Origin of the sequence: Geobacillus sp. 46C-IIa (assembly GCF_014679505.1) — a bacterium.
Classification (GTDB): domain Bacteria; phylum Bacillota; class Bacilli; order Bacillales; family Anoxybacillaceae; genus Geobacillus.
In genome coordinates, this window is the sequence record NZ_CP061474.1 from 2,456,129 (window position 1) to 2,479,047 (window position 22,919).

General features: G+C 50.6%; 19 protein-coding genes and 1 pseudogene. 4 read left to right on the forward strand and 16 right to left on the reverse strand.

Annotated features, from left to right (window positions below):
* Positions 1-218 precede the first annotated feature (218 nt).
* Positions 219-2,354: an ATP-dependent Clp protease ATP-binding subunit gene (locus IC803_RS12175; RefSeq protein ID WP_081206692.1), complete on the forward strand. Its 2,136-nt coding sequence runs from the start codon at positions 219-221 to the stop codon at positions 2,352-2,354.
* Positions 2,355-2,448: 94 nt separating this feature from the next.
* Here the strand turns inward: IC803_RS12175 and IC803_RS12180 are convergent, their stop codons facing one another.
* The 10 genes from IC803_RS12180 to uxaC form a co-directional block, all read right to left on the reverse strand.
* Complete coding sequence (locus IC803_RS12180) at positions 2,449-3,078, reverse strand: urease accessory protein UreH (RefSeq protein WP_081206691.1); 630 nt, start codon at positions 3,076-3,078, stop codon at positions 2,449-2,451.
* Positions 3,079-3,088: 10 nt separating this feature from the next.
* On the reverse strand, positions 3,089-3,571 hold the full coding sequence (gene larC / locus IC803_RS18405) for a nickel pincer cofactor biosynthesis protein LarC2 (RefSeq protein WP_081206690.1): 483 nt from the start codon (positions 3,569-3,571) through the stop codon (positions 3,089-3,091).
* A gap of 26 nt (positions 3,572-3,597) precedes the next feature.
* A complete protein-coding gene (locus IC803_RS12190; RefSeq protein ID WP_081206689.1) occupies positions 3,598-4,545 on the reverse strand; it encodes a nickel pincer cofactor biosynthesis protein LarC in 948 nt (315 codons plus the stop codon).
* Positions 4,546-4,550: 5 nt separating this feature from the next.
* Positions 4,551-5,300 carry a nickel pincer cofactor biosynthesis protein LarB gene (gene larB / locus IC803_RS12195; protein WP_081207023.1) on the reverse strand — a complete coding sequence of 250 codons (750 nt, stop codon included), beginning with the start codon at positions 5,298-5,300 and terminating at the stop codon, positions 4,551-4,553.
* Between the two features lie 8 nt (positions 5,301-5,308).
* A complete protein-coding gene (locus IC803_RS12200; protein ID WP_081206688.1) occupies positions 5,309-6,790 on the reverse strand; it encodes a gluconokinase in 1,482 nt (493 codons plus the stop codon).
* 156 nt (positions 6,791-6,946) lie between these two features.
* Positions 6,947-7,750 (reverse strand): ATP-dependent sacrificial sulfur transferase LarE, encoded by an 804-nt coding sequence (larE, locus tag IC803_RS12205; protein ID WP_081207022.1) that lies wholly within the window; start codon positions 7,748-7,750, stop codon positions 6,947-6,949.
* A gap of 41 nt (positions 7,751-7,791) precedes the next feature.
* Complete coding sequence (locus IC803_RS12210; protein ID WP_081206687.1) at positions 7,792-8,562, reverse strand: SDR family oxidoreductase; 771 nt, start codon at positions 8,560-8,562, stop codon at positions 7,792-7,794.
* 21 nt (positions 8,563-8,583) lie between these two features.
* Positions 8,584-9,852: a nickel pincer cofactor-dependent isomerase, group 22 gene (locus tag IC803_RS12215; RefSeq protein ID WP_081206686.1), complete on the reverse strand. Its 1,269-nt coding sequence runs from the start codon at positions 9,850-9,852 to the stop codon at positions 8,584-8,586.
* A 129-nt stretch (positions 9,853-9,981) separates the two neighbouring features.
* The gene (gene uidA, locus IC803_RS12220) at positions 9,982-11,781 is read right to left on the reverse strand and encodes a beta-glucuronidase (RefSeq protein WP_081206685.1); all 1,800 of its coding nucleotides are present in this window, start codon (positions 11,779-11,781) and stop codon (positions 9,982-9,984) included.
* Positions 11,782-11,867: 86 nt separating this feature from the next.
* Positions 11,868-13,271: a glucuronate isomerase gene (uxaC, locus tag IC803_RS12225; protein WP_081206684.1), complete on the reverse strand. Its 1,404-nt coding sequence runs from the start codon at positions 13,269-13,271 to the stop codon at positions 11,868-11,870.
* 301 nt (positions 13,272-13,572) lie between these two features.
* Here uxaC and IC803_RS12230 point away from each other — a divergent pair, with 301 nt between their 5' ends.
* Positions 13,573-14,742: an ROK family transcriptional regulator gene (locus IC803_RS12230; RefSeq protein ID WP_081206683.1), complete on the forward strand. Its 1,170-nt coding sequence runs from the start codon at positions 13,573-13,575 to the stop codon at positions 14,740-14,742.
* A 255-nt stretch (positions 14,743-14,997) separates the two neighbouring features.
* Here the strand turns inward: IC803_RS12230 and IC803_RS12235 are convergent, their stop codons facing one another.
* From IC803_RS12235 to IC803_RS12245, 3 genes are all read right to left on the reverse strand, one after another.
* Positions 14,998-16,410, reverse strand: a complete 1,413-nt coding sequence (locus IC803_RS12235) for an MFS transporter (RefSeq protein ID WP_081206682.1) — start codon at positions 16,408-16,410, stop codon at positions 14,998-15,000.
* A gap of 301 nt (positions 16,411-16,711) precedes the next feature.
* The gene (locus tag IC803_RS12240; RefSeq protein ID WP_081206681.1) at positions 16,712-16,918 is read right to left on the reverse strand and encodes a twin-arginine translocase TatA/TatE family subunit; all 207 of its coding nucleotides are present in this window, start codon (positions 16,916-16,918) and stop codon (positions 16,712-16,714) included.
* Between the two features lie 71 nt (positions 16,919-16,989).
* On the reverse strand, positions 16,990-18,738 hold the full coding sequence (locus tag IC803_RS12245) for an alkaline phosphatase D family protein (protein ID WP_081206680.1): 1,749 nt from the start codon (positions 18,736-18,738) through the stop codon (positions 16,990-16,992).
* Positions 18,739-19,616: 878 nt separating this feature from the next.
* Here IC803_RS12245 and IC803_RS12250 point away from each other — a divergent pair.
* Both IC803_RS12250 and IC803_RS12255 read left to right on the forward strand, forming a co-directional pair.
* Positions 19,617-20,012, forward strand: a complete 396-nt coding sequence (locus IC803_RS12250; protein ID WP_198945043.1) for a type VII toxin-antitoxin system MntA family adenylyltransferase antitoxin — start codon at positions 19,617-19,619, stop codon at positions 20,010-20,012.
* Positions 20,002-20,421, forward strand: a complete 420-nt coding sequence (locus IC803_RS12255; RefSeq protein ID WP_081206678.1) for a type VII toxin-antitoxin system HepT family RNase toxin — start codon at positions 20,002-20,004, stop codon at positions 20,419-20,421. Before IC803_RS12250 ends, IC803_RS12255 begins: the two co-directional genes overlap by 11 nt.
* A gap of 27 nt (positions 20,422-20,448) precedes the next feature.
* On the opposite strand, the gene IC803_RS12260 is transcribed toward IC803_RS12255, so the two are convergent.
* From IC803_RS12260 to IC803_RS12270, 3 genes and pseudogenes are all read right to left on the reverse strand, one after another.
* Positions 20,449-21,102 (reverse strand): TetR/AcrR family transcriptional regulator, encoded by a 654-nt coding sequence (locus IC803_RS12260; RefSeq protein WP_081206677.1) that lies wholly within the window; start codon positions 21,100-21,102, stop codon positions 20,449-20,451.
* Between the two features lie 11 nt (positions 21,103-21,113).
* On the reverse strand, positions 21,114-22,139 hold the full coding sequence (locus IC803_RS12265) for an ABC transporter permease (RefSeq protein ID WP_081206676.1): 1,026 nt from the start codon (positions 22,137-22,139) through the stop codon (positions 21,114-21,116).
* A pseudogene (locus IC803_RS12270) lies at positions 22,136-22,865 on the reverse strand (ABC transporter ATP-binding protein). Before IC803_RS12270 ends, IC803_RS12265 begins: the two are co-directional and overlap by 4 nt.
* Positions 22,866-22,919: the final 54 nt, after the last annotated feature.

A 22,919-nucleotide genomic window follows, 5' to 3' on the forward strand; every position in this document is an offset into this window, starting at 1 on the left:
CAAACGCCAGCCGCAGGCGTTTTCGGCCTTTTTTCTGTTTTTCACTTTATCATAGTTTTCTCGCACCTACATTAGTATTCACCATTTTTTCAAAAAGATTTCATCCTTATAACAATTTTTTTGTAAAAAACACTTGAAAGTCAAAAAAGGTCAAAGTATAATAAAGTCAGAAGGTCAAAGAAAGTCAAAGTCAAGGTACGGAAAAGGAGGTATGCCTTATGCGTTGCCAAGCATGCCAACAACGTGAAGCAACGGTGTTTGTCAACTTGCAATGGAATGGTGAGAAAAAACAGCTTCATCTTTGCCATACATGCTATGAAAAACAAAAACAACAATTGTCGATTCCGATGAACTTCGGCTTTTCGCCGTTTTCGTTTGACGACTGGTTCGCTGGCCATTTGGCGGCGGCCAACGCGCAAGCGGCCGCGCCGGAAACGGCGGCCAAACGCCCGCAGCGCCATGGCGGTGGATTTTTGGATCAATTCGGCCGCAACTTGACGCAAATCGCGAAAGCGGGCTTGATTGACCCCGTCATCGGCCGCGACAAAGAAATTGCGCGCGTCATTGAAATTTTAAACCGCCGCAACAAAAACAACCCGGTGTTGATCGGGGAGCCGGGTGTCGGGAAAACGGCGATCGTCGAAGGGCTTGCGCTGAAGATTGCCGAAGGGCAAGTTCCGGAAAAACTGCTGAACAAAGAAGTATACTTGCTTGATGTGGCATCGCTTGTCGCCAACACCGGCATCCGCGGTCAATTTGAAGAGCGGATGAAACGGCTCATCGCCGAACTGCAAGAGCGGAAAAACGTCATTTTGTTCATTGACGAAATTCATCTGCTCGTCGGCGCTGGCGCTGCCGAAGGGTCGATGGACGCCGGCAACATTTTAAAACCGGCGCTCGCCCGCGGTGAGCTGCAAGTCGTCGGGGCGACGACACTCAAAGAATACCGGCAAATTGAAAAAGATGCCGCCCTTGAACGCCGCTTCCAGCCGGTTCTCGTCCACGAACCGACCGTTGACGAAGCGATCGCGATCTTAAAAGGCATCCAGCCGAAATACGAACAGTTCCACCATGTCCGCTATACGGACGAGGCGATCGAAGCGTGCGTCAAACTCGCGCACCGCTACATCCAAGACCGCTTCCTGCCGGACAAAGCGATCGACTTGTTGGATGAGGCCGGCTCGAAAGCGAACTTGCGCCTCGGCCCGACCGATGAAAAACAGCTGCAAGAGCGGTTGATGCAAATCGCGAAAGAAAAAGAACAAGCGGCAAAAGAGGAGAACTATGAACGGGCGGCGAAACTGCGCGATGAAGAACTAAAGCTCGAAAAACAACTCGAACAAGGCATCGCGCAAGAACGCCCGACGGTCGATATCGCTGACATCGAGCAAATCATCGCTGAGAAAACGGGCATCCCGGTCGGCAAACTGCAAGCCGATGAAAAAGAAAAAATGAAACATCTCGAAGACAACTTGGCGAAAAAAGTGATCGGCCAAGCGGAAGCTGTGAAAAAAGTCGCCAAAGCGATTCGCCGCAGCCGCGCCGGCTTGAAAGCGAAACATCGTCCAGTCGGTTCGTTCCTGTTCGTCGGCCCAACTGGCGTCGGGAAAACGGAGCTCGCCAAAACGCTCGCCGAGGAGCTGTTCGGCACAAAAGATGCCATGATTCGTCTCGATATGAGTGAATACATGGAGAAACATTCCGTCTCGAAGCTGATCGGTTCACCTCCGGGCTATGTCGGCTTTGAAGAAGCCGGCCAGCTGACGGAAAAAGTGCGCCGCAATCCGTACACCATCATCTTGCTTGATGAGATTGAAAAAGCACACCCAGACGTTCAGCACATCTTCCTGCAAATTTTGGAAGACGGCCGCTTGACCGACAGCCAAGGCCGCACCGTCAGCTTCAAAGACACGGTCATCATCGCGACAAGCAACGCTGGTGTGACAGACAAAAAAATCACCGTCGGCTTTGAAAAACAAAGCGGTGGCGCATCAAGCGTGCTCGACTCCTTGAACGCTTACTTCAAGCCGGAATTTTTGAACCGCTTCGACGCCATCATCGAGTTCAAGCCGCTTGAAAAAGCGCACTTGCTTCAAATCGTCGACTTGATGCTTGCCGAGGTCAAAACGGCAATGCGCGAACAAGGCATCGAACTCGAAGTGACCGAAGCGGCGAAAGAAAAGCTGGCTGAGCTCGGCTACCATCCGGCCTTTGGCGCCCGCCCGCTCCGCCGCGCCATCCAGGAACATGTCGAAGACAACATCGCCGACTGCCTGCTTGACGCCGATCAATCGGTGCGTGCGATCCGCATCGATGTCAAAGGCGATGCCATTGTGGCGCAAATCGGATCATAACCGTCTGACGAACGCTGCCTCACCCCGTGTTCGGGGTGGGGCGGTTTTTTACATCAAAAAAAGGCTGCGCTCCGATGTGCGCAGCTTTTTTTGGTTAAAACAATCCGCCTTCCCGGCCGACTTCATAGAGATAATAAACGCCATAAACGAGGCTGATGACAGAAACAACCTGCACAAGCGCGCGATACAACGTTTGTTTCGGGCGGGCGAACAAAAACGGCAAGCCGAGCAATGTCGTAAAAATCATCATGCCGATGACCGTACCAAGGCCAAAAATGACAATAAACACGAACGCCTGCCATGGCGTCTCCACTGTCGTTAAAGTCAAAAGCACCATGCCCGCGCTGCCGGCCATCCCGTGCACGACTCCGATCAACATTGATTTCATATGAAGATGGTGAATATGAAGCGGTTTCTGTTCGCCCATCGCTCTTGTGGCTCGGAAACTGGCAACCGCTAACACAATTATCATCACGCCAACCGCCATTTCCATCCACGTGGCGACTGTTTCCGGAATATGTTGTTTCAAGCTGATCACGATCATGCCGACCACAAGCAATGTCAACGTATGGCCAATGCCCCAAAACACGCCGGCTAACGATGAAAGCGACAGTCTACTCGTGCGGCTGGCGATCGTTGACACCGCAACAACATGATCCGGTTCTGTTGCATGTTTTATTCCTAAAAGAAGGCCAAACAACAAAGTAAGCGCCAAACCGCTCATCATCGTCCTCCTACGTTTTCTCCGGTTTCTCATTCAGCTGTTTCCAAACTTGCTCATACACGTTTTTCAACGGAACGCCATTTCTCTGGGCGATCGTTTTGCATTGTTCAAACTCCGGGGCTCTTTGGACGACTTGGCCGCGGTAAATGCCTTCCTTTACCGCCACCGCCCCCCACTCCGTTTCCACCTCGCGGAACCGCCGCTCGAGCCGGTGCACCGTCAGCGGGTAATAGCGCACCCCCAGCGTCGTCGTTTCACGAAACAAAATCTCTTTCATGTCCTCAAGCCTCTCGCGTGAACATAATAGTTGCAGCAAAACACCGGGACGATTCTTTTTCATATAAATCGGCGTGTAAAACACATCATTTGCCCCCGCCTCAAACAACAACTCCATCACGTAGCCGAGCCACTCCCCCGGCGTGTCATCAAGATTCACTTCCATTTTGATCATTTGTTCATCAATATGTTCATGATGAGGAGGATGGCCTCCCATCATCCGCACTCCCCTTCTGTACACCTCTACGGTTGTTCACCGATCACTACGCGCAACACATTCGGGCGATGCGGGAACGTTTTTGTTCCAGCTCCATAGCCAATGGCAGTTACTTTCATCGACGGGAGCGGGCCAAAGCGCTCCGCCAGCACGGAAACAATCGCTGCCCCTGTCGGTGTCGTCAGCTCTCCTTTCACTGCCGACTGTTCAATCGGGACGCCTTTTAATAGTTCGAGCGTTGCCGGGGCCGGCACCGGGTATTCGCCATGCGCGATATGAACCGTGCCCGACCCGACAGGAATCGGAGACGACTGAATGGACACCGCCCCTAACTGATGGATGAGAATCGCCGTTCCGACAATATCAATGATCGAATCGACGGCTCCGACTTCATGAAAATGAACATCATCCAATGGAACGTGATGAATCCGCCCTTCTGCCTCGCCGATGCGGCGGAAAATCGCCAGCGCCGTTTCTTTGACTTCCGCAGCTAACTCAGACGTTTCAATCATCGCCGCAATTTCTTTGTACGACCGGTGATGGTGGCCGTGTCCATGATGATGATCGCTGCCGCCATGAGCATGTGCGAGATGGCGGACGTCGCTATGATCATGTTCGGAGTGATGGTGATGATGGTCATCATGACCGTGCCCGCGATGATGATGGTGTCCTTCATCATGAGCGTGCTCGCGATGATGATGTCCGTTATCATGAGCGTGCTCGTGATGATAGTCACGATGATCATGGCCGGAGTGATGTCGATGATGGTCATCATGATTGAGGACAACATCAAACTTTGTGCACGTAATGCCGTTTTTGACAATCTTCCGCCATGTTAAAGCGTATTCCTCTTCCAACGGGAGTTTCTTTAATTCTGCTTCGAGCAGCTTCGGGTCGGCGCCGGCATCGATGAGCGCGCCGATCACCATATCTCCGCTGATTCCCGAGAAACAGTCAAAATAGATTATCGTCATTCGTTTCAACCCCTTTGGCAGGCGAGCCGGTGAATTAAGGCAGCATTATATCCGCCGCCAAATCCGTTGTCAATATTGACGACACTAATGCCCGGCGCGCATGAATTCAACATCGTCAATAATGCCGATAACCCTTGGAAGTGGGCGCCATAGCCGACGCTTGTCGGCACGGCGATCACCGGGTGGGAGACAAGACCGCTGACGACGCTTGGCAGCGCCCCTTCCATTCCGGCCACGACGACCGAAACGGTCGCCGCACGAATGGCTTCGATATGGTGAAACAGCCGGTGAATGCCCGCCACGCCGACATCGTAAAACCGCCGCACTTCACAGTCGAACATCTCGGCGGTGATCGCCGCTTCCTCGGCGACGCCGAGGTCTGACGTGCCGGCACCAATCACAGCGATATACGCATCCGTTTCCTTCGTTTTCGCCTGTTCCTTTTTCCAATACAACAGGCGAGCGGCATCATGGTACACCAGCTCAGGAAACAGCGCACGCACAGCCGCTGCTTTGTCTTGTGCCACGCGGGTGACGAGCACGCGGTCGTGATGTTCTTTTAGCGTTCGGACGATGGCAATGATTTGGTCTGCTGTTTTCCCTTCCCCGAACACCACTTCCGGAAACCCTTGCCGTTTCGGGCGATGAAGATCGACGTTGGCAAATCCTAAGCAGTCAAACGGCTTCAACCGCTCCTTCGCCTCTTTGACACTCAGTTCCCCTGTTTGTACTTGCCGCAAAATGTCTTCGAGCATCACATCACCTATTCCTTTTGAAAGTAGCTCGCCATATGGCGGACAAGGCGCTCGTAGCGTTCATAAGCCTCTTTATAGGCTTTCCGGTTGGCCTCATTCGGCATGACTGTTTCCCCCATCGGAATGTGCGCCTTAATCGCTTCCAGCGATTCCGCTTCGCCGATGGCGACAAGCGCTGTCCATGCCGCGCCCCATGCTGCCCCGTGGTGGCTTTTTGGAACGTCGATTTCTGCATCAAACACGTCCGCTAAGATTTGCAGCCATAGCGGAGAACGCGCCAATCCGCCGCTGACATATAATTTTTTTGGCTTTCCAGCCAATGTTTCTAACGCCTTTCCGATTTGGTAAAGATTGAACGTGATCCCTTCCATCGCTGCCCGGATAAAATGTTCCTGCTTATGGGTGACCGTCGCTCCGTAAAAGCCGCCTTTTGCCCGCGGATCCCAAAGCGGCGCCCGTTCGCCGTTAATATACGGCAGAAAAATCAGTCCGTCCGCCCCGGGTGCCGCTTGTGCGGCATCTGCCAAAAACTGACTAAAACTTCGTTGATCGTTCATGATGTCTTTCAGCCACTGCAACGCAATGCCGCCGTTGTTGGATGGGCCGCCAATAATAAACCGCTCTTTTGTAAAAGCATAGCAAAAAGTTTCGCCATTTTCACTCATTTTCGGTTCACGAGTCATTTGGCGAACCGCTCCGCTCGTGCCGACCGAGACGGCCACTTCGCCGGGAAAAATGGCGCCAATGCCTAAATTGGCGAGCTGGCCGTCGGCAGCACCTATGACAAACGGCAAATCACGGCGAATTCCCATCTGCTCAGCAGCCGCCTCATCCATCCCTGTCATCACATATATGGGCGGGACGAGCTCGGACAGTTGATCTTCACGAATCCCCGCTAACTTGAGCAACTCCGGCTCCCACTGAAATGTGTGCGGATTGAACAATCCGGTCGCCGACGCCATCGAGTAATCGATCACATTGGTATGAAACCAGCGCCGGATGACATACTCTTTAATCGACAGAAAGGAAAACGCCCGCTCATATGGCTCATGCTTCATTTCTTTCATCCATAACAATTTAGCCAACGGGGTCATCGGATGAACCGGAGTTCCCGTTTTGGCGTACACCGTTTTCCCCATCGTTTTCCGCAGCTGTTCCGCTTGGGGCGCGCTTCGCCCATCGGCCCAAATGAGCGCCGGAGAAAGCGGATGTCCGTCCTTGTCCACGCAAACGAGTGAATGCATTGCCGCCGATAAACCGGCCGCCAACAGTTCCTTTTGGCTGATTCCAGCCTGTTCGATTGCTTGGCGCACGGTCAAGACCGCGGAACGCTCAATTTCCGCCGCATCTTGTTCCACCCACCCTTGTTTCGGGTAATGGAACGTATTCATTTTTTCGGCCTCGGCCATCAATTGGCCGCTCCTATGAAACACGCATGCTTTTACACTTGTCGTTCCAAGATCCAACCCGATCACATATTCTTTTGCCATGATGCCTCTCCTTTTTCACATTCAACCAACCGTTTCGAAAGCTAGTCCATTAGGGTGAAAAAAGTTATTCCGAAACGGAAACACGTCAGAAATCTTGTTCTCCATTACGCTTAAGAACCCGCTTTCGACATGCTGGCCCGTTCGCTGATCGATTGCTTACGGCAACATTTTGTTCATACTTCCGCTCTGATAGCCGACTAAGTCGAGCGTCACATATTGATAGCCGTACGTTTGCAACTGTTTCGCAATGCGGTCGCGATGCGCCAAAATGACCGCCATATCGCCTGGCTCCACTTCAATTCTTGCGATCTCTTGGTGGGTGCGGACCCGCACTTGGCGAATCTGAAACGTCTGTCTAAGAAATTGTTCTGCTTTTTCCACCCTCGTCAATTTTTCCACTGTAATCGATTCGCCATAGGCAATGCGCGATGACAGACAGGCAAAAGACGGTTTATCCCATGTCGGCAAGCCGAGCCGGCGGGAGAGTTCACGAATTTCTTTTTTGTATAAATTCGCCTCTTGGAGGGGACCGCGCACCCCTCTTTCTTTCGCCGCCTTCATTCCCGGCCGATATTCATTGGCGTCATCGGCAATGACACCGTAAACGACATTCCGAAACCCTTTTGCCTCCATAAGGGGGATCAAATGGTCAAACAAACTGCTTTTGCAAAAATAACAGCGGTTTTTCGAGTTTTCCGCATAACCCGGGATCGCCAGTTCCGACGTTTCAATAATTTCATGCGGAGCCCCAATCCATTTCGCTAGCCGCTTTGCTTCCTCGAGTTCGCTTGACGGATACGTCTCGGAATCAGCGGTGACGGCCAGCACGTGATCTGCTCCGAGCGTGTCCACCGCCACTTTCAGCAAAAACGTGCTGTCGACTCCGCCGGAAAACGCGACCACCACTGATCCCATATCCTGAAGAATGGACTGCAGCTTTTCATATTTTTTCTCAAGCATCGACGCCACCTCCCGTTTTTTCCTTTATTTATTCACTTTTGTTAAATCGTCATGGCGCCAAATCCGCCGTCAACGCGGATGAGCGCGCCGGTAACGAAGCTTGAAGCACGGTCGGATGCCAGCCATACCGCCGCTCCTTGCAGTTCTTCCGGCTCGCCGAACCGTTTCATCGGCGTATGGCGCATAATCGCTTCAATTCGTTCGTCATCTAAAATTTTTCTGTTTTGCTCGGCCGGAAAAAATCCAGGAATAATGGCATTCACCCGAATGCCATACGGCGCCAACTCGCGCGCCAAATATTGGGTGACGCTGTTGAGCCCCGCCTTGGATACGGAGTACGTAAATACTCTTGAAAGCGGCGTCGTTGACGACACGGACGAAATGTTAATAATGCTTCCTTTTCTCCCTTGCTCGATCATCCGTTTGGCGAAAATTTGGCATGTAAACACAATCCCTTTTAAATTGACATCCATAATGTCGTCCCACTCGTCCGCATCAAGTTCGAAAAACGGGGTCGAGCTGTTTTTCCCGGGCGCATTGAGCAAAATGTCCCAGCCTCCTGCCCATTGCTCGATGCGCTCAGCCACTTGCAAAAGCGAAGCGCGCTCGCTGACATCGGCTTGAAACGCTTGAGCCGACCCGCCGTGATGGCGGATGTCTGCGGCGACTTGTTCCGCCTTGTCCAAATTGCGCCCCACAATGGCGACTTTCGCCCCATACGCCGCCAACCCTTTGGCCATCGCTGACCCTAATACGCTATTTCCCCCGATGGCTACAGCTACTTTTCCCGTCAAGTCAAATAAGTGGTTCATGTTGTTCTCTCCCTTTGCTCGTTAAAATAATTGTCCATGTTCATCAAACACCCATTCATACGGACCAGCAACAACTTCCATATTCGGGTGGCTCTCCACATAAGGAATTAACGCTTCGGACACTTCAATTTCGCTGATTTTCAAGGTGTTTTGAATGCGTACTAATTTCACTTTTGTAAAGTCTAAAATATTGCACGTTTTAATGGCAGCCTGAATGGCCATCCGGTCGTTGGGCAAGGTCGTCGCAATTTTCGTCGGGGCGACGACGGTCGAAGTCAGGCCGTTTGCGTACGTCACTTCCAAGTCCATCTTATCGACAAGCCGTTTGGTCGTGAAATCGGCCGTCCCGACCCCGTTGGCGTTCCCTTCCGTTTCCGGGGTTAAATCCAACACGACCATTTTGTTCACGTCCGGATCGCCATGCGCGTACGGAGTCGGGTAGCGGCCCGTAATGTTCGGGTCCATTCCGTCGCCGCTAATGTTTTTTCCGATTTGATCGATGACAAGCACGTCAATTTGGTCAAAAAACAGACGCGGCAGCAACTGCTTCGCTTTTTTCTGCAGCTCCGGCTCCTTCTCAATGATTTCGTTTGGCGTCAACACATCCACGACCGCCACTTTGTCAAATGCGTTTTCAATCGTCGCCACCCCAAACAACACCGGTTTTTTCTCCATCATCATTTTCGCCATCGCCGGAACATTTCCTGCCATGTATTTAAATCCTAGCTGATGGCATGCTTCCGCCCCTTTTTGCTTTCCAAGGCCGATGCTCAACATTTTCATCAGCCCGCTTTCAACCGGCCCGCGAAAAGCGGTATGAGGTTTTATGCGGTTAATGACGATAATGCCGTCGGCGTTGGCCGCAAACCGGTCCATATACACCGGAAGGCCGTTTGGCAGCTTTCCAAGTTGGATGACGTCCATCGATGAGCGAATTTCACAGCCGGCCGTTTCCTCGGTTACGCCGAGATGGGCCAACACCGCCCGCTGCCCTTCCGCCGTTGCGCCGCCATGGCTTCCCATGCTCGGGACAATAAACGGCTTCGCCCCTTGTTCCTTTAGAAAGGCAACAGTTGTAGCGACAATCTCCACCAACCGATCGAGCCCGCGGCTTCCGACCGCCACCGCGATTTCCATGCCCGGACGAATGAGGCTGCGGATATGGTCTTGCTGCAACTTTTCCATTAGAGCGAGCGGCACGTTTTCAATGCAAGTTTGATCAAAATGAACGTTCACTTTCGCCACTTTCGGAATCGGAATATCTTTTAACAGGTCATGCAAAATGCCCATGCTTTTCCTCCTTTTCATCATGTCGACCTCATTGCCTAATGTCTCCATTTAATCCCGCATCGTTGGAAACGCCAGCGGGCCCTCCAATAGGATGCGCTGGCGTTTCGTCTGCCATCTTCACTTTTTATTTTACCATTTATAGTAGAAGTCTGGAATAGATATCCAGCGGAGGCGCAGTTCATGGGCCGCATATTTCGGTTTGCGTTCGCGGGTGAAAATCCCTTTTTTGTTTCCTTGCACCCGTATAATGCCTTGGCTTGTCGCAAAGTCAGCGAAATTCCATACATGTTCGCCAATGAAGTTGGAAAACTCATCAAACACTTGGTGATTCGCTTGTAAAAAGGCGACTTGGAATTCTTCCGTAAACATGACCGGGTCGATGTCATGCAATCCGGCGACAGTATCGGCGCCGTATTCGGTCATGAGGATCGGTTTGCCCGGGCAGCGCTCGTTCCAACCGGCCAGCTCTTCGCGCAGCTTCACTTTTGCCACTTCCAAATCGCCGCTGTCGATATACCAGCCGTAGTAACGGTTTAAGGCAATCACATCAACGAGCTCAGCGACGCGATCCGTTTCCGGGGTGGCTCCAAGGTGGACGACAATCGTCACCGGCCGCTTTTGCGGGTCAAGCTGCTTGGCCAGTTCAACGAGCGGTTGGAAGTACTCGTAAGCTCCTTCCTCCTCTGAAGCCGGCTCATTGGCGATCGACCACATCACGACCGACGGGTGGTTCTTGTCGCGAGCGATCAGCTCTTTAATGACTTGCTGATGATGTTCAAACGTTTGAAGCAATTCCCATGTGTTGTTTTTCCGCTCCGAGCCGGACAAAAGCGCATAGAAATTCAAATGAAGACCGACAGCCGGCGTTTCATCGATGACGACAAACCCTTCGCGGTCAGCAAGCCGCATCAGCTCTTCGGAATACGGATAATGGGCTGTGCGGAACGAGTTGGCTCCGATCCATTTCATCAAATTGAAGTCAAGCACGTTCGCCGCTTCATTAAACCCTCTTCCGTGAATTGGGGTATCTTCATGTTTTCCGAATCCTTTGAAATAAAACGGCTTTCCGTTAATCAAAAATTGGCCGTCTTTGACTTCTACCGTCCGAACCCCAAACGGCTGTTCATAAACGTCCACTGTTTTTCCATCTTTCACCAATTGGATACGCAGCGTATACAAATACGCATTCAGCGGTTCCCATAAACGGACGTCCGGAATGGTCAGCTCGGCTGCCGCCCCTTCCCCTTTCGCCACTTCGTTTCCTGACTCATCAATGACAGCTGTGCGCACATCCGCCTCGCCAATCCGTTCCACCGTGTAACGGACAGTTCCTGTCGAGCCGGCGACATCGGTTACGATCGTCACATCTTGCACGTAAACATGCGGTGTCGTATAAATTTTCACCGGTCGGTGCAGCCCGGCATAATTGAAAAAGTCAAAGTTCGGATTGTTGCGCACCACCGTGCCAAGCCCTTTTACTTCCTTTTCTTGATAAAGGCCGACCGGCAATGTCGACGAGTCGATCACATTGTTCACTGCTACGGTCAGACGGTTTTTCCCTGGTTGAATATACGAATTGATTTCCGCTTCAAACGGCAAAAACCCACCTTTATGTTCGACAACCAATTGACCATTCACATAAACGTTTGCCACATGTGTCGCCGAACCGAACCGCAACACGACCCGCTCTGACAATAAGCGCGACGGAACGACAAACTCCCGCTCGTACCAAACCCAGCCGACATGGTTGCGAAGATCCGAAGTCACACCGAGGTCATTAAACGACGCCGGCACCGCCATCGGCTGCGGATCGGTTAATGGCGCGCCTTGCCAGTTTTCTTCAAACCCGCTTCCTGAATCGAGCTTAAAGTTCCAAACACCATTTAAGTCGATGACATGGCGCGTTTCAGTTACAATGGGATACAGCATTCTCTCCACTCCTTAGCAGTCATTTATTTTTTCTCCCCACCCCAGCATGGCAGGGCAGGAAGGGGATCCACCATCGGAAAAGCCGCCTAGCGGTGCAAAAAATAACTTTCGGCATTGTAGTAGCCTATATTTTTCACCATCTGGACAAGAAAATCGATGTCGTTATGGACAAGCCCTTTTTCCACCCAGCCGCCAAGAAGATTGCAAAGAATGCGGCGGAAATAATCATGACGGGCGTAAGAAAGAAAACTGCGCGAATCTGTCAACATCCCGATAAAATGGCTGAGCACTCCGACATTCGCCAAATCACGCATTTGCTTTTCCATTCCATCGATATGGTCATTAAACCACCATGCCGAACCGAATTGGATTTTTCCCGGCACGCCTTCTTCATAAAAGTTTCCCATCATCCCAGCAATCACGGCATTGTCTTTCGGATTCAAGTTAAACAATACGGTTCGCGGCAGCGCGTCCTCCCGGTCAAGAACATCAAGAAAACGCGACAGCCCTTCCGCTATATTCGTTTCCCCGATCGAATCAAATCCGGCGTCCGGGCCAAGAAGCCGATTCATTTTCGTATTGTTGTTGCGCATCGCCCCGATGTGCAGCTGCATCACCCATTGCTTTTCGGCGTACATTTTTCCTAACTCCGTAAACAAGAACGACCGATAAGCAACGAGCTCCGCAGCAGAAAGCGCCCCGCCGTTCACCCGTTTTTGAAAAATCGCCGCCGCTTCTGATTCCGTAACAGCGACATACTCCATTTTCGGAATATCGTGGTCTGACGCCCGGCCGCCGTGTTCATGAAATTGATCGATCCGCTGCTTGAGAGCCGCCAAAAAAGCAGCAAATGAGTCAATCGCGATGCCCGATGCTTCCGACAGCTTCCTCAGCCAATCCGTAAACGACGGACGTTCAATCAACAGCGCCTGATCCGGACGGAACGTCGGCGCAACGATCGTTTGAAACGACCCATCATCCCGGAGCCGGCGATGAAACTCAAGCGTCGACAGCGGATCATCCGTCGTGCCGATGAAAGCGACATTTGCCCGCTGGATGAGCGCCCGCGGCCAAAACTCGGGCTGTTGTAGCTTTTCGTTGCATTCTTCGTAAATCTCTTTTGCTGTTTTTGGGTTTAGCGGCTTTTCAATCCCAAAAAACATTTTCAGTTCCATATGGGTCCAATGATAAAGCGGATTGCCGATCAAATGGGGCACCGTTTCCGCCCAGGCGAGAAACTTTTCCCAATCGCTCGCATCGCCGGTGATGAATCTCTCACCCACTCCATGCATGCGCATCGCCCGCCATTTATAATGGTCTCCGCCGAGCCAAAGTTGCGTGATATGATCATACGGCTTGTTTTCCCATATTTCTTTCGGGTCTAAATGGCAGTGAAAATCAAAAATTGGCAAGTGTCTCGCAGCTTCTTCATAAAGCCGGACGGCTGTATCTGTCTCAAGCAAAAAATGATCATCTAAAAACGTCTTCATACGTTTCTCTACATCTCCCCTACCCGTTTTTGCAAACACTTTCAAAAGCAAGCAAAAAAAGAGTATGCTTCTCTCTTTTTTAATTTGTTTACTTAACTAATTAATTCACTTTAACGATATCACTTTTTGCTCGTTTCGTCAACGACTAACTGATGGATTCTTGTCGATTTCTTTCTAATATGATAGCCTATTCTTCAGACAACACTATTGGCCGCCATCGGAGCGATTACACCCATTCATTCTGTCTATCGCCACTCTTTTTTAACGTGTTCACGCGGCCGGGAACGGAGGACTTTCATTCATGGTGACCGGAGATGCAGCCTATATTAAAAAAATGAACCGCTCCCTCATTATTCAAACGATCGTCAACGAACGAATGATTTCGCGGGCCGATTTATCGAAGGCAACTTCCTTAACGCGGGCGACCATTTCCGCGCAAGTGGCGGATTTATTGGAAGAAGGGCTTCTTCGTGAAATCGAGCACGAGCATAGCAGCGTCGGCCGAAAACCGATTATGCTTTCCTTGAACGCTCAAGCCGGCTATGCCATCGGCATTGACTTAGACTATGGCGAAATTTCCTTCACCGTCACCGACCTTCTCGGCAAACCGGTATCGTCCAAAACGGTCACGCTCGAGACGCCGGAATATCCAGAGATCGTTCGCCTGCTTGCCCGCCATATCCGTGCCTATATCGAAGAATACAAACAGAGCCGCTACGGCATCGTCGGCATTGCGATCGCTATTCACGGTCTCGTTTCCAAAAGGGAGTCGATCCATTTTGTCCCGCGTTTTCGTTGGCATCATCTCAACTTAAAAAAAGATTTGGAAAACGAAATCGGGCAAGATATTCCGATCTTTCTTGAAAACAACGCTAATCTCTCCGCCTTGGCTGAGCGGGTATTTATCCACCACCAAACGAATAACTTATTGTGCGTCACCCTTTATTCCGGCATCGGCCTTGGCATGATCATTAACAACGAGTTTTTTCAAGGGCATGACGGGTTTGCCGGCGAAGCGGGCCATATGATCGTTGTCCCCGACGGCAGACTGTGCAACTGCGGCAATAAAGGATGCTGGGAAAAATACGCTTCTGAATCGTGCGTATTTGAGTCTTTGGCCAAATGCAAACAAGTCAAATACGTCACGTATGAATATATTCAAAAACTGCTGGCCGAAGGCGATGAAGAAACGGAACGCATCATGGAACAATTCATTTATTACTTAGCGGTTGGCATTAACAATATTATTAACCTTTACAATCCCGAAGTCGTCGTGCTCAACAGCCGACTGCTCGGCATGCACCCAGACGCTCTCGGGCATATTCAGCAGCATTTGCGCTCTTCGATCAGCCATTACCGGCAGCTGTCGCTCTCTCCCATTGGAAAAAAAGCGTGCATTTTAGGCGCCTGTGCACTCGCCATCACCCACTTTTTAGACGTTCCGATCGTGAACTTGCCGTATGAACCTTGACCCACTCCCCCCCACTGATCGGCGGTTAAAGTGGGGGTGGCTGCATTTTCTTTTAACAAAATGTCCGAAAGAAGTCTCCCGCCTCAAGGAACATGAAGGGCGACAGTCCAATAAATAGGCGGGAGATGAATGTCGGTGGGCGATAGCCAAAACGCATGATGGAATAGCGGAACAAGGTCTTCTTTGCCAAAAAAACATCCCCCTCCAACAGACCATTTGTCCAAAAAAGGGGGATGTTCAACGATTAAATCGTTTTCATGATTGCGCTTTCCGTTTTTCCTCAAGCTCGATCGCTAATCGGGTTGTGCGCTCTTTATTTAATGGATATAAGAAGATTAAAATAAGAGCAATGGTTAACAATGTTAATCCAGGCACTAGCGTCCCTAACATGTAAATGCCGTGGAGCGTGCTTTCTGCCTGTTCTTTCAACCCGGCATTGTACCCGACCGCCGCAATCGCCCATCCGCCGAAACCGCCGGCGACCGCCTGGCCGACTTTGCGGGAAAACGAGTAAATCGAGTAAACGGTTCCATCTTCGCGCAAACCGGTCAAGTATTCGTGATAGTCAATCACGTCCGTAACAAACGCCCAAATCACTAAGTTGAAAAATCCGTACCCAAACATCGCTACCGTCAACAACGCAATAAATTGTACGACCGTTAATTGCGGCAGGAAATAAAGCAGTACGTACACCACAGCAGCCAGCAACAACCCCGTTGCCGCCGTTTCCTTTTTCCCGAACTTCGCTACAAGCGGTTTCACAAATGGCATGGCGACAAACACAGCAACCGACTGCAACAGCCCGACAAGGCTCAACGATTTAGCGCTTCCAAAATAGTCTTTAAACAAATAGACGTTCACAGCTCCGATTAACATAAAGCAAACCATAAACGTGAGCGAAGCAATTAAAATCCAAATGAGCGGCTTGTTTTTTAGCAATCCTTTTAACGTTTTGCCTAAATTCAGTTTCGTGCTTTCCGATTCTTGTAAAACGATTCGTTCTGTTGACAACTTGTAGCACGCCATATAACAGGCAAGCGACAAAATCCCGAAAATAACCGCAGCGAGGAAAAAGCGATTGGCGTTCGCCTCGTTATTGACAAATAAAATGAGCGGACCAACCGTGTTAATAACGAGTCCCGCCAACATCGCCCCCATCGTCCGGAACGTGGACAACGATGTGCGCTCAATCGGGTCGCTCGTAATGACTGACGCCATCGAGCCGTACGGAATGTTGACCGTACTATACAGCGTCCCCCAAAGGAGGTACGTCACAAAAGCATACGCCTCATAAAATCCCGTCGTCATGCCAGGAATATAGACAAACATAAGCACACCGGAAATGACAAGCGGGAACGACATCCGGAAAATCCAAGGTTTAAACTTCCCGTGTTTGCTCGGTTTTCTCGTGTCAATAAACCGGCCCCACGCCACATCAGCGACCGCATCCCACAGCCTAGCGATTAAAAAGAGCGTCCCCACCAGCGCTGCGTTCAGTCCAAACACATCCGTATAATAAACCATCAAAAACGAAGCGACAAGGATGAAGAAAAAGTCATTGCCGAAATCGCCAAACAAGTAACCGATCTGATCCCTAATGCCAAAAGGACGTGCGATGTTTCCGCCAGCGTTTGTTTCAACATTCCCGATTTTGGCCATCTGATTCATTGTGATCCCCCCGTGCCATAGAAAATGATGATATTTCCTTATTTTTTGAAAGCCTTTACAATAACATACAAAAAAACAAATTTAATTCACATTACCTTTTGTTTGTTTAACAAACTAAATAATAAAAGCAAGTATACACCTCTCTAATCCTTTTTATAAATTTTTCACCTTTTAAAAATAAGTCTCTTTTTTAATTTGTTTATTTAACTAATAAATAGAACCCTGTACAAATCATATCATCCCCTTCTCCTCTCGTCAATACCATTTAGGTATAATTGTAAAAGTTCACTCTTTGTTATATTCAGACGACCGCCGCCCGCTTCTTTGATCCATTCGCCTTTTTCAAAGGCGCTGTTCCTCCTTTTGTTTCGTTAGAGGCAAAGTCACGTGTGGCACTCTGAAATTCACCTAACGTCCGCCCAATTTTCGGCAATTTCAAAGGAGCGAAGATGAGCAAGGCAAAAATCAAAAGGAGAGTGAATCCAAGAATTCTGATATTGCTCAACATCTGCGCCCACCCCTTAGGAGAAAACGAGGCATCCGGCCCAAATAGCGGGACGAATGCCCATACTCATTGCTTCAGTTTGCGATTTTTCCTTTTTTCTTTTCTTTTTGCTTTTCTCTGGCGCGCGCGTGGGCACGATGGCGGTCTTCTTCCACCTCGCTTGACATTTTAGCGCCGATCGGCAATGATGTAGACGAAATTTCCCGGATTCCCCGCCCATCTTTCTCATACACGAGCGATGCTCTCGTCCAAATATCGGCCCCAGGTTCGGTGACGTATGGAATAACCCGATAGTCAGCGCGCCACTGCTCCGGAGTGACCCGACAGCGCACATATCCGCGATAATTATTAAAAAAGCGAAGATGCGGATTTTGCGCCAAAACTCGCTCTGTATCCGCCCGCCAATCTGAACCGTTTCCGCCGGACGTGATAGACGTGCCGACGAACTCCGCGCCAAAGATCAGCGCATCCGGATCATCATAGTCTGTCGCCAAGTTGGACGCCCAATTGGCATGGACATCGCCAGTCAATACAATCAAGTTCTTCATCTTGTTTTGCACCACAAACTCAGTAATGCGCTGACGGGCCGCCGGATATCCATCCCAAGCATCCATGCTGTATTTAGGCGCTAGGCTTGTCCCAAAGTTTCGCTGGGCAAAAAACACTTGCTGGGCCAAGACATTCCATTTTGTTTTTGAACGGCCGAGGTGATCGAGCAGCCATTGCTCCTGCTCAGCCCCAAGAAGGGTTCGGTTTGGGTCGAGCGATTCCGGCGAATGCGCCTTTGTCCCATCTCCGTTTGCCTGATCATCGCGGTATTGGCGCGTATCTAAAACATAGAAACTAGCTAAGTCGCCATAGGCAAACGAGCGGTACAGACGCATATGTTCTGCGTGCGGAAGCGACGATTTCCGAAGCGGCATATGTTCATAATACGCTTGGTATGCCGCCGCGCGTCGGTGAATGAACGCTTCCACAGACTGTCCATCCTCCGGGATCACATTGGCGTAGTTGTTTTCCACCTCATGGTCATCCCACGTCACGACCCACGGAAAGGCCGCATGCGCCGCCCGCAAGTCTGCGTCAGACCGGTACAACGCATAGCGGTTGCGGTAATCTTGAACGGTGATAATTTCCGGGCTGTTATGGGTGCGCACATTGCCGGTAAAAGATACGTATTCGTTCGGTCCATATTCGTAAATGTAATCGCCGAGATGAAAAACGAGATCGAGGTTTTCTCTTGCCATATGTTTGTACGCTGTGTAATACCCGTGCTCAAATTGCTGGCACGAGGCAAAGGCAAATAACATTTCCGACACCTCAGCCCCCGGTGCAGGAATCGTCTTTGTTCTGCCGACCGGGCTTATCTCATTTCCGCATTTAAAACGGTAATAATAGACCGTGTTGGGCTTTAAGCCGTTCACCTCGACGTGAACAGAGTGTCCAAGACGAGGCGAAGCCATTTCGGTGCCGCGGCGGATAACATGCCGAAAATGTTCATCGGCGGCCAATTCCCAATGAACAGGAACGAGATGCGGGGGCATTCCGCCTCCGTTGAGCGGATCCGGAGCCAGTCTTGTCCATAAGACGACACTGTCTGCTAACGGATCGCCAGAAGCAACGCCAAGCTGAAACGGATAATCGGCGAATTTCGGGGCCGCATGAACGTCAAATCCTCCTAAAGACTGAGCGATCGCCATCCCGAGAGACAGGCCCGCGATTTTGCCGGCACCGTGCAAAAGAGTGCGGCGGTCTATGCGTTTGTTCAGCACCTCCTCATTCAACCGTTTCACCAGCTCATTGACAACATTCTCCTCTTTCATTTCTCGTTCCCTCCCAACTATGAAAGATGTTCCGTACACGACTGATTATAGGAACCTTTTTTTAATGGAGTATAAAGTTGGCGTAAAGGCGGAAAACAGCAGCAGCAGCAAAAAAGGAGTTTGATCATAGGAGGAAATCAGCAAAATGAAAAAAGTACAAAAAAACAAATGTCTCTATGGCTAAAAAGACTGACTATTTTCCTTCCCGGCCGCTGTGTCCTTTTCCCCTTTTTTGATTACATTTCCTTTACGTAAATTTTGCAAATATCAGTGTTTAAATGTGTAAAAACTGTACGCAAGTATTAGTAATGAAAAAAAAGGGGGGAATCACCCTTTTGTTTAGTGAAATATGTAAAAGTAAAGAAAACTGATTCCAAAAGTGTTTTTAGCGGACTTTTGGGTCAGCCCCTATGCGAGGAAACTAGTCCCTTGCCCATTCCAAATCCATTTCAGAGATATCCTATCGATCTTGCATTACACAAAATTCTTGACGGTACCAAGAAATGATTGATCAATCGAAACCATTCCATACCGATTGGACAAAGGAAAATGCTTACCGGTCAAACACGGCTCTAAAAAAGGCCGGTGAAACAGAATCGGTTCGCTCAATTGGCGATAATCCGAAATGGATGAGGTGATGGTGTCGCAAGGTTTTTCAACTTGAGCAATGCTGCTGGGGACATCCATTTTCCTTAAATCACCATTCTTCTAAATAACGTTTGAGGGGAAATCAGACCATCCGATCCGGTCTTTCTCTCATTCAAAAGGGGGACGTGTCGTCGCCTTTCCTTTTCTTTTTGCCGCTTTTCGCCAAGAACAAGAAAATTTTGCTATAATGGAGAAAAACAATAAGGGGGGTACCGCGATTGCCAACCCAAATGGAGACGGTCATCATTCAGACCCTCCGCCCGGTTCTTGACCCGTTCGTCATTTATCTGTTCGGTTCAGCCGCCCGCGGGGCGCTGCGCCCAGACAGCGATGTCGATATCGCCTTTGTCAGCGACGGCGAACCGTGTGATCCGTATGAGTTGTTTCTGCTCGCAGGGCAGTTGGCTGACAAGCTGGGGCGCGACGTAGATCTTGTTGATTTGCGCCGAGCAAGCACGGTGTTTCAAGCGCAAGTCGTCTCGACGGGAAAAGCCATTGATTGCCGCGACGAGCGGAAACGGGCTGAGTTCGAAATGAAAACATTGAAAATGTATGTGAAGCTAAACGAAGAGAGAGCGCCGGTGTTAAAACAAATTACAGAAAGCGGGACCATATATGAAAAGTGATGTCATTTTCAACAAGATAAGCGTAATCGAACGCTGCTTGAAACGAATTCGTGAAGAATATAACGACGACCCAAAAAATTTACAAAATTACACAAAACAAGATTCGATCGTTCTGAATTTGCAGCGGGCGTGCGAGGCCTGCATCGATTTGACCATGCATATCGTTGCCGAGCAAAAATTCGGATTGCCGCAGCATAGCCGCGATGCGTTCGCTCTCCTCGAAGAACATGGGGTCATCTCCCCTTCCGTAAGCAAAAAGATGAAGGCGATGGTCGGATTCCGCAACATCGCCGTTCACGACTACCAACCACTGAACCTTGGCATCTTGCAAGCCATCGTTGAACGACATCTTGATGATTTCAAACCGTTTGCCGAAGCCATCCTCCGTTATGCGAAGGAAAACAACTAGGCCGGCTCCTGCGCGGAAGCCGGCTGGTTAGCGCCGCAGACCGTTCATCAACACGCGGATCGTCCGTTCCATTTCCGCCTCATCGTCCCAGTTGTGGTCAGGCAAAAGGAGAAAGCGGGCGGCCAAAAAACCGGCGAGCGATGTGATCGTCAAGCGGATGACCGAATCGACCGGCAGCTCGGCCAACTCCCCTTTCGCTTGAAAATGGCGGACAATGCGGGCGAATTTTGGATACACATGCTCGGTAAACACGCGTTGAAAGCACTGTTTAATCTCGGAATGAAAGGCCAGCTCCTGCCAGAGCACGCGAATCGCCGGCAAATACGTTTTCACAAACGCATAGCGGTTGGCGAGCACTGCACGCAAAAACTGTTCATACGTCTCATATTCGTTGTCAAACACTTCGCGGACAAACTCTTTCACCAAAAACGGGGCGACGGATTGAAACAATGTCGGCGTGACGATCGCCAACAATAAGTCTTTTTTCGTCTTATAGTGGCGGAAGATTGTGCCTTCCGCCACCCCGGCCTTTTTGGCGATTTCACTCGTGGAAGTCGCCGCATAGCCTTTTTCGGCAAACATTTCCACTGCGGCTTCCAAAATTTTTAGCTGCTTTTCACTGAACTGCCCTTCCTTGCCGCCGATTTGCAACAATTCCTGAATCCATGAATGCTCGCTCATGACTCTACTCCTTACAGCTTGCGGTATTTTTTCAATGCTACTACATTGAATACCATAAACAGCAACGTAAAGCCAAGCAGCACGTACACATCCACAGCGATGGCGCGAAAGCCTTCCCCCCGCACCATAATATCGCGCAGCGCATCCGCCCCGTAGGTGAGCGGCATGACGACGCTCAGCGAACGAAGCCACTCCGCCATCGTGTCCAAGTTGAACAAGCCGGAGAAAAACACTTGCGGCACGATGACAAGCGGGATAAACTGCACCATTTGCAGCTCGTTGTTGGCGAACGCCGACAGCAGCATCCCGAGCGCCAGCGCCGCCATCGCCAGCAAAAACGTAATGAGCAGCACATACCCGAATGAACCTTCCATCATCATGTCGAGCCCATCAATGGCAAACCATGAAATTAAGCTTGCCTGAATCGTCGTAAACAACCCGAACCCGATCATGTAGCCGGCGACCATTTCCCAGCGCCTGAGGGGCGTCGCCATCAACCGCTCGAGCGTCCCATTCGTCCGTTCGCGCAAAAATGACACTCCGGCAATCAAAAAGACGAAAAAGAAGACGAAAAAGCCGATCAACACGGGGCCAAAATAATCGAATGACGCCATGTCGCTTGACCCGTGCCAATACGTTGTTTTCAGCTGAAACGGGGGATTGGGCGCTATGGACTGAAATGCCTGCTGCACCGCGGCCATCACCGCCTGATTGGCGGTTGGATCGCTACCTTCCAGCGTAAGGTGCGGAGCGCTTCTGCTCATGTCAAGCCATGCATCAATGTCTTGATCGTCCAGCTGCTTTCGCGCTTGTTTTGCTGACAGCTCTTTCACGCTCGCTCCCGCTTCGTTCAATTTGTCAACAACCGCCTCAGGCACGTGTTCGCTGACGGCAATGGCTGGTTTGTATTCTTCGCCATTAAACACCAAATCCATTAACAACAAGACGAACATCGGCGCGACAATCATGAGCGCCAGCGTGCGCTTGTCGCGGAAAAACTGGCGGATTATGCGGACGACAATGGCCAGCACTCTCATTGACAAGCACCTCCAAACGTCAAAAACGCTTGTTCAATCGTTTCCGCGCCTGCTTCATGTTTCAATTCATCCGGTCGGCCGACGGCGATCAAACGACCTTCGCGAATCATGCCAAGCCGTCCGCACTTTTCTGCTTCATCCATCACATGGGTCGTGACGACAATGGTTGTGCCGCGCCGGCGAATCCGCTCGAGCTCCGCCCAAATCGATTGGCGCAGCACCGGATCGATGCCGACCGTCGGCTCATCCAAAATGAGCACTTCTGGTTCGTGAAGCAAGGCGATCGCCAGCGACAGCCGCCGCTTCATCCCGCCTGAGTATTGGTGCACCGGCTTTTTCCGATCATTCGTTAAGTTGACGAGCGCGAGCATGTCCTCAATCCGTTCTTTTTGTTTTTTCCCTCGCAACCCATAAATGGAAGCAAAAAATTGCATGTTCTCCAGCGCGGTCAATTCTCCGTACAGGGCATCCGACTGCGCCATAAAGCCGATCCGCTTCATGGCGCCAAGATTGGGCATGTTCCCCCCCCAGCACGCGAATCGTGCCTTCATTCGCTTGATCAATGCCGGCGATCATGCGCACCAACGTCGTCTTGCCGGCCCCCGATGGGCCGAGCAGACCGAAAATTTCTCCCGCGCGGATATCCAACGACACATCGTCGATGACCACTTTTTTCCCAAACCGCTTGGAGACACGCTCGACTTGGATACATGGATCAGTCGTCATGCTTCTCCTCCCCTCAATGCTATTAGTGAGTGATCACTCACTAATAGTATATAG

Coding starts and splice junctions, on each gene's coding strand:
- IC803_RS12215 (WP_081206686.1), bottom strand. CDS start 9,852: ATGGGCATTTTGCATGACCTGTTAAAAGATATTCCGATTCCGAAAGTG.
- uxaC (WP_081206684.1), bottom strand. CDS start 13,271: ATGAAGACGTTTTTAGATGATCATTTTTTGCTTGAGACAGATACAGCC.
- larE (WP_081207022.1), bottom strand. CDS start 7,750: ATGCTTGAGAAAAAATATGAAAAGCTGCAGTCCATTCTTCAGGATATG.
- IC803_RS12190 (WP_081206689.1), bottom strand. CDS start 4,545: ATGACGATAATCTATTTTGACTGTTTCTCGGGAATCAGCGGAGATATG.
- IC803_RS12200 (WP_081206688.1), bottom strand. CDS start 6,790: ATGGCAAAAGAATATGTGATCGGGTTGGATCTTGGAACGACAAGTGTA.
- IC803_RS12240 (WP_081206681.1), bottom strand. CDS start 16,918: ATGTTGAGCAATATCAGAATTCTTGGATTCACTCTCCTTTTGATTTTT.
- IC803_RS12175 (WP_081206692.1), top strand. CDS start 219: ATGCGTTGCCAAGCATGCCAACAACGTGAAGCAACGGTGTTTGTCAAC.
- IC803_RS12265 (WP_081206676.1), bottom strand. CDS start 22,139: ATGAGAGTGCTGGCCATTGTCGTCCGCATAATCCGCCAGTTTTTCCGC.
- IC803_RS12250 (WP_198945043.1), top strand. CDS start 19,617: ATGGAGACGGTCATCATTCAGACCCTCCGCCCGGTTCTTGACCCGTTC.
- IC803_RS12180 (WP_081206691.1), bottom strand. CDS start 3,078: ATGAGCGGTTTGGCGCTTACTTTGTTGTTTGGCCTTCTTTTAGGAATA.
- IC803_RS12230 (WP_081206683.1), top strand. CDS start 13,573: ATGGTGACCGGAGATGCAGCCTATATTAAAAAAATGAACCGCTCCCTC.
- IC803_RS12255 (WP_081206678.1), top strand. CDS start 20,002: ATGAAAAGTGATGTCATTTTCAACAAGATAAGCGTAATCGAACGCTGC.
- larC (WP_081206690.1), bottom strand. CDS start 3,571: ATGGGAGGCCATCCTCCTCATCATGAACATATTGATGAACAAATGATC.
- IC803_RS12235 (WP_081206682.1), bottom strand. CDS start 16,410: ATGAATCAGATGGCCAAAATCGGGAATGTTGAAACAAACGCTGGCGGA.
- IC803_RS12260 (WP_081206677.1), bottom strand. CDS start 21,102: ATGAGCGAGCATTCATGGATTCAGGAATTGTTGCAAATCGGCGGCAAG.
- uidA (WP_081206685.1), bottom strand. CDS start 11,781: ATGCTGTATCCCATTGTAACTGAAACGCGCCATGTCATCGACTTAAAT.
- IC803_RS12245 (WP_081206680.1), bottom strand. CDS start 18,738: ATGAAAGAGGAGAATGTTGTCAATGAGCTGGTGAAACGGTTGAATGAG.
- larB (WP_081207023.1), bottom strand. CDS start 5,300: ATGCTCGAAGACATTTTGCGGCAAGTACAAACAGGGGAACTGAGTGTC.
- IC803_RS12210 (WP_081206687.1), bottom strand. CDS start 8,562: ATGAACCACTTATTTGACTTGACGGGAAAAGTAGCTGTAGCCATCGGG.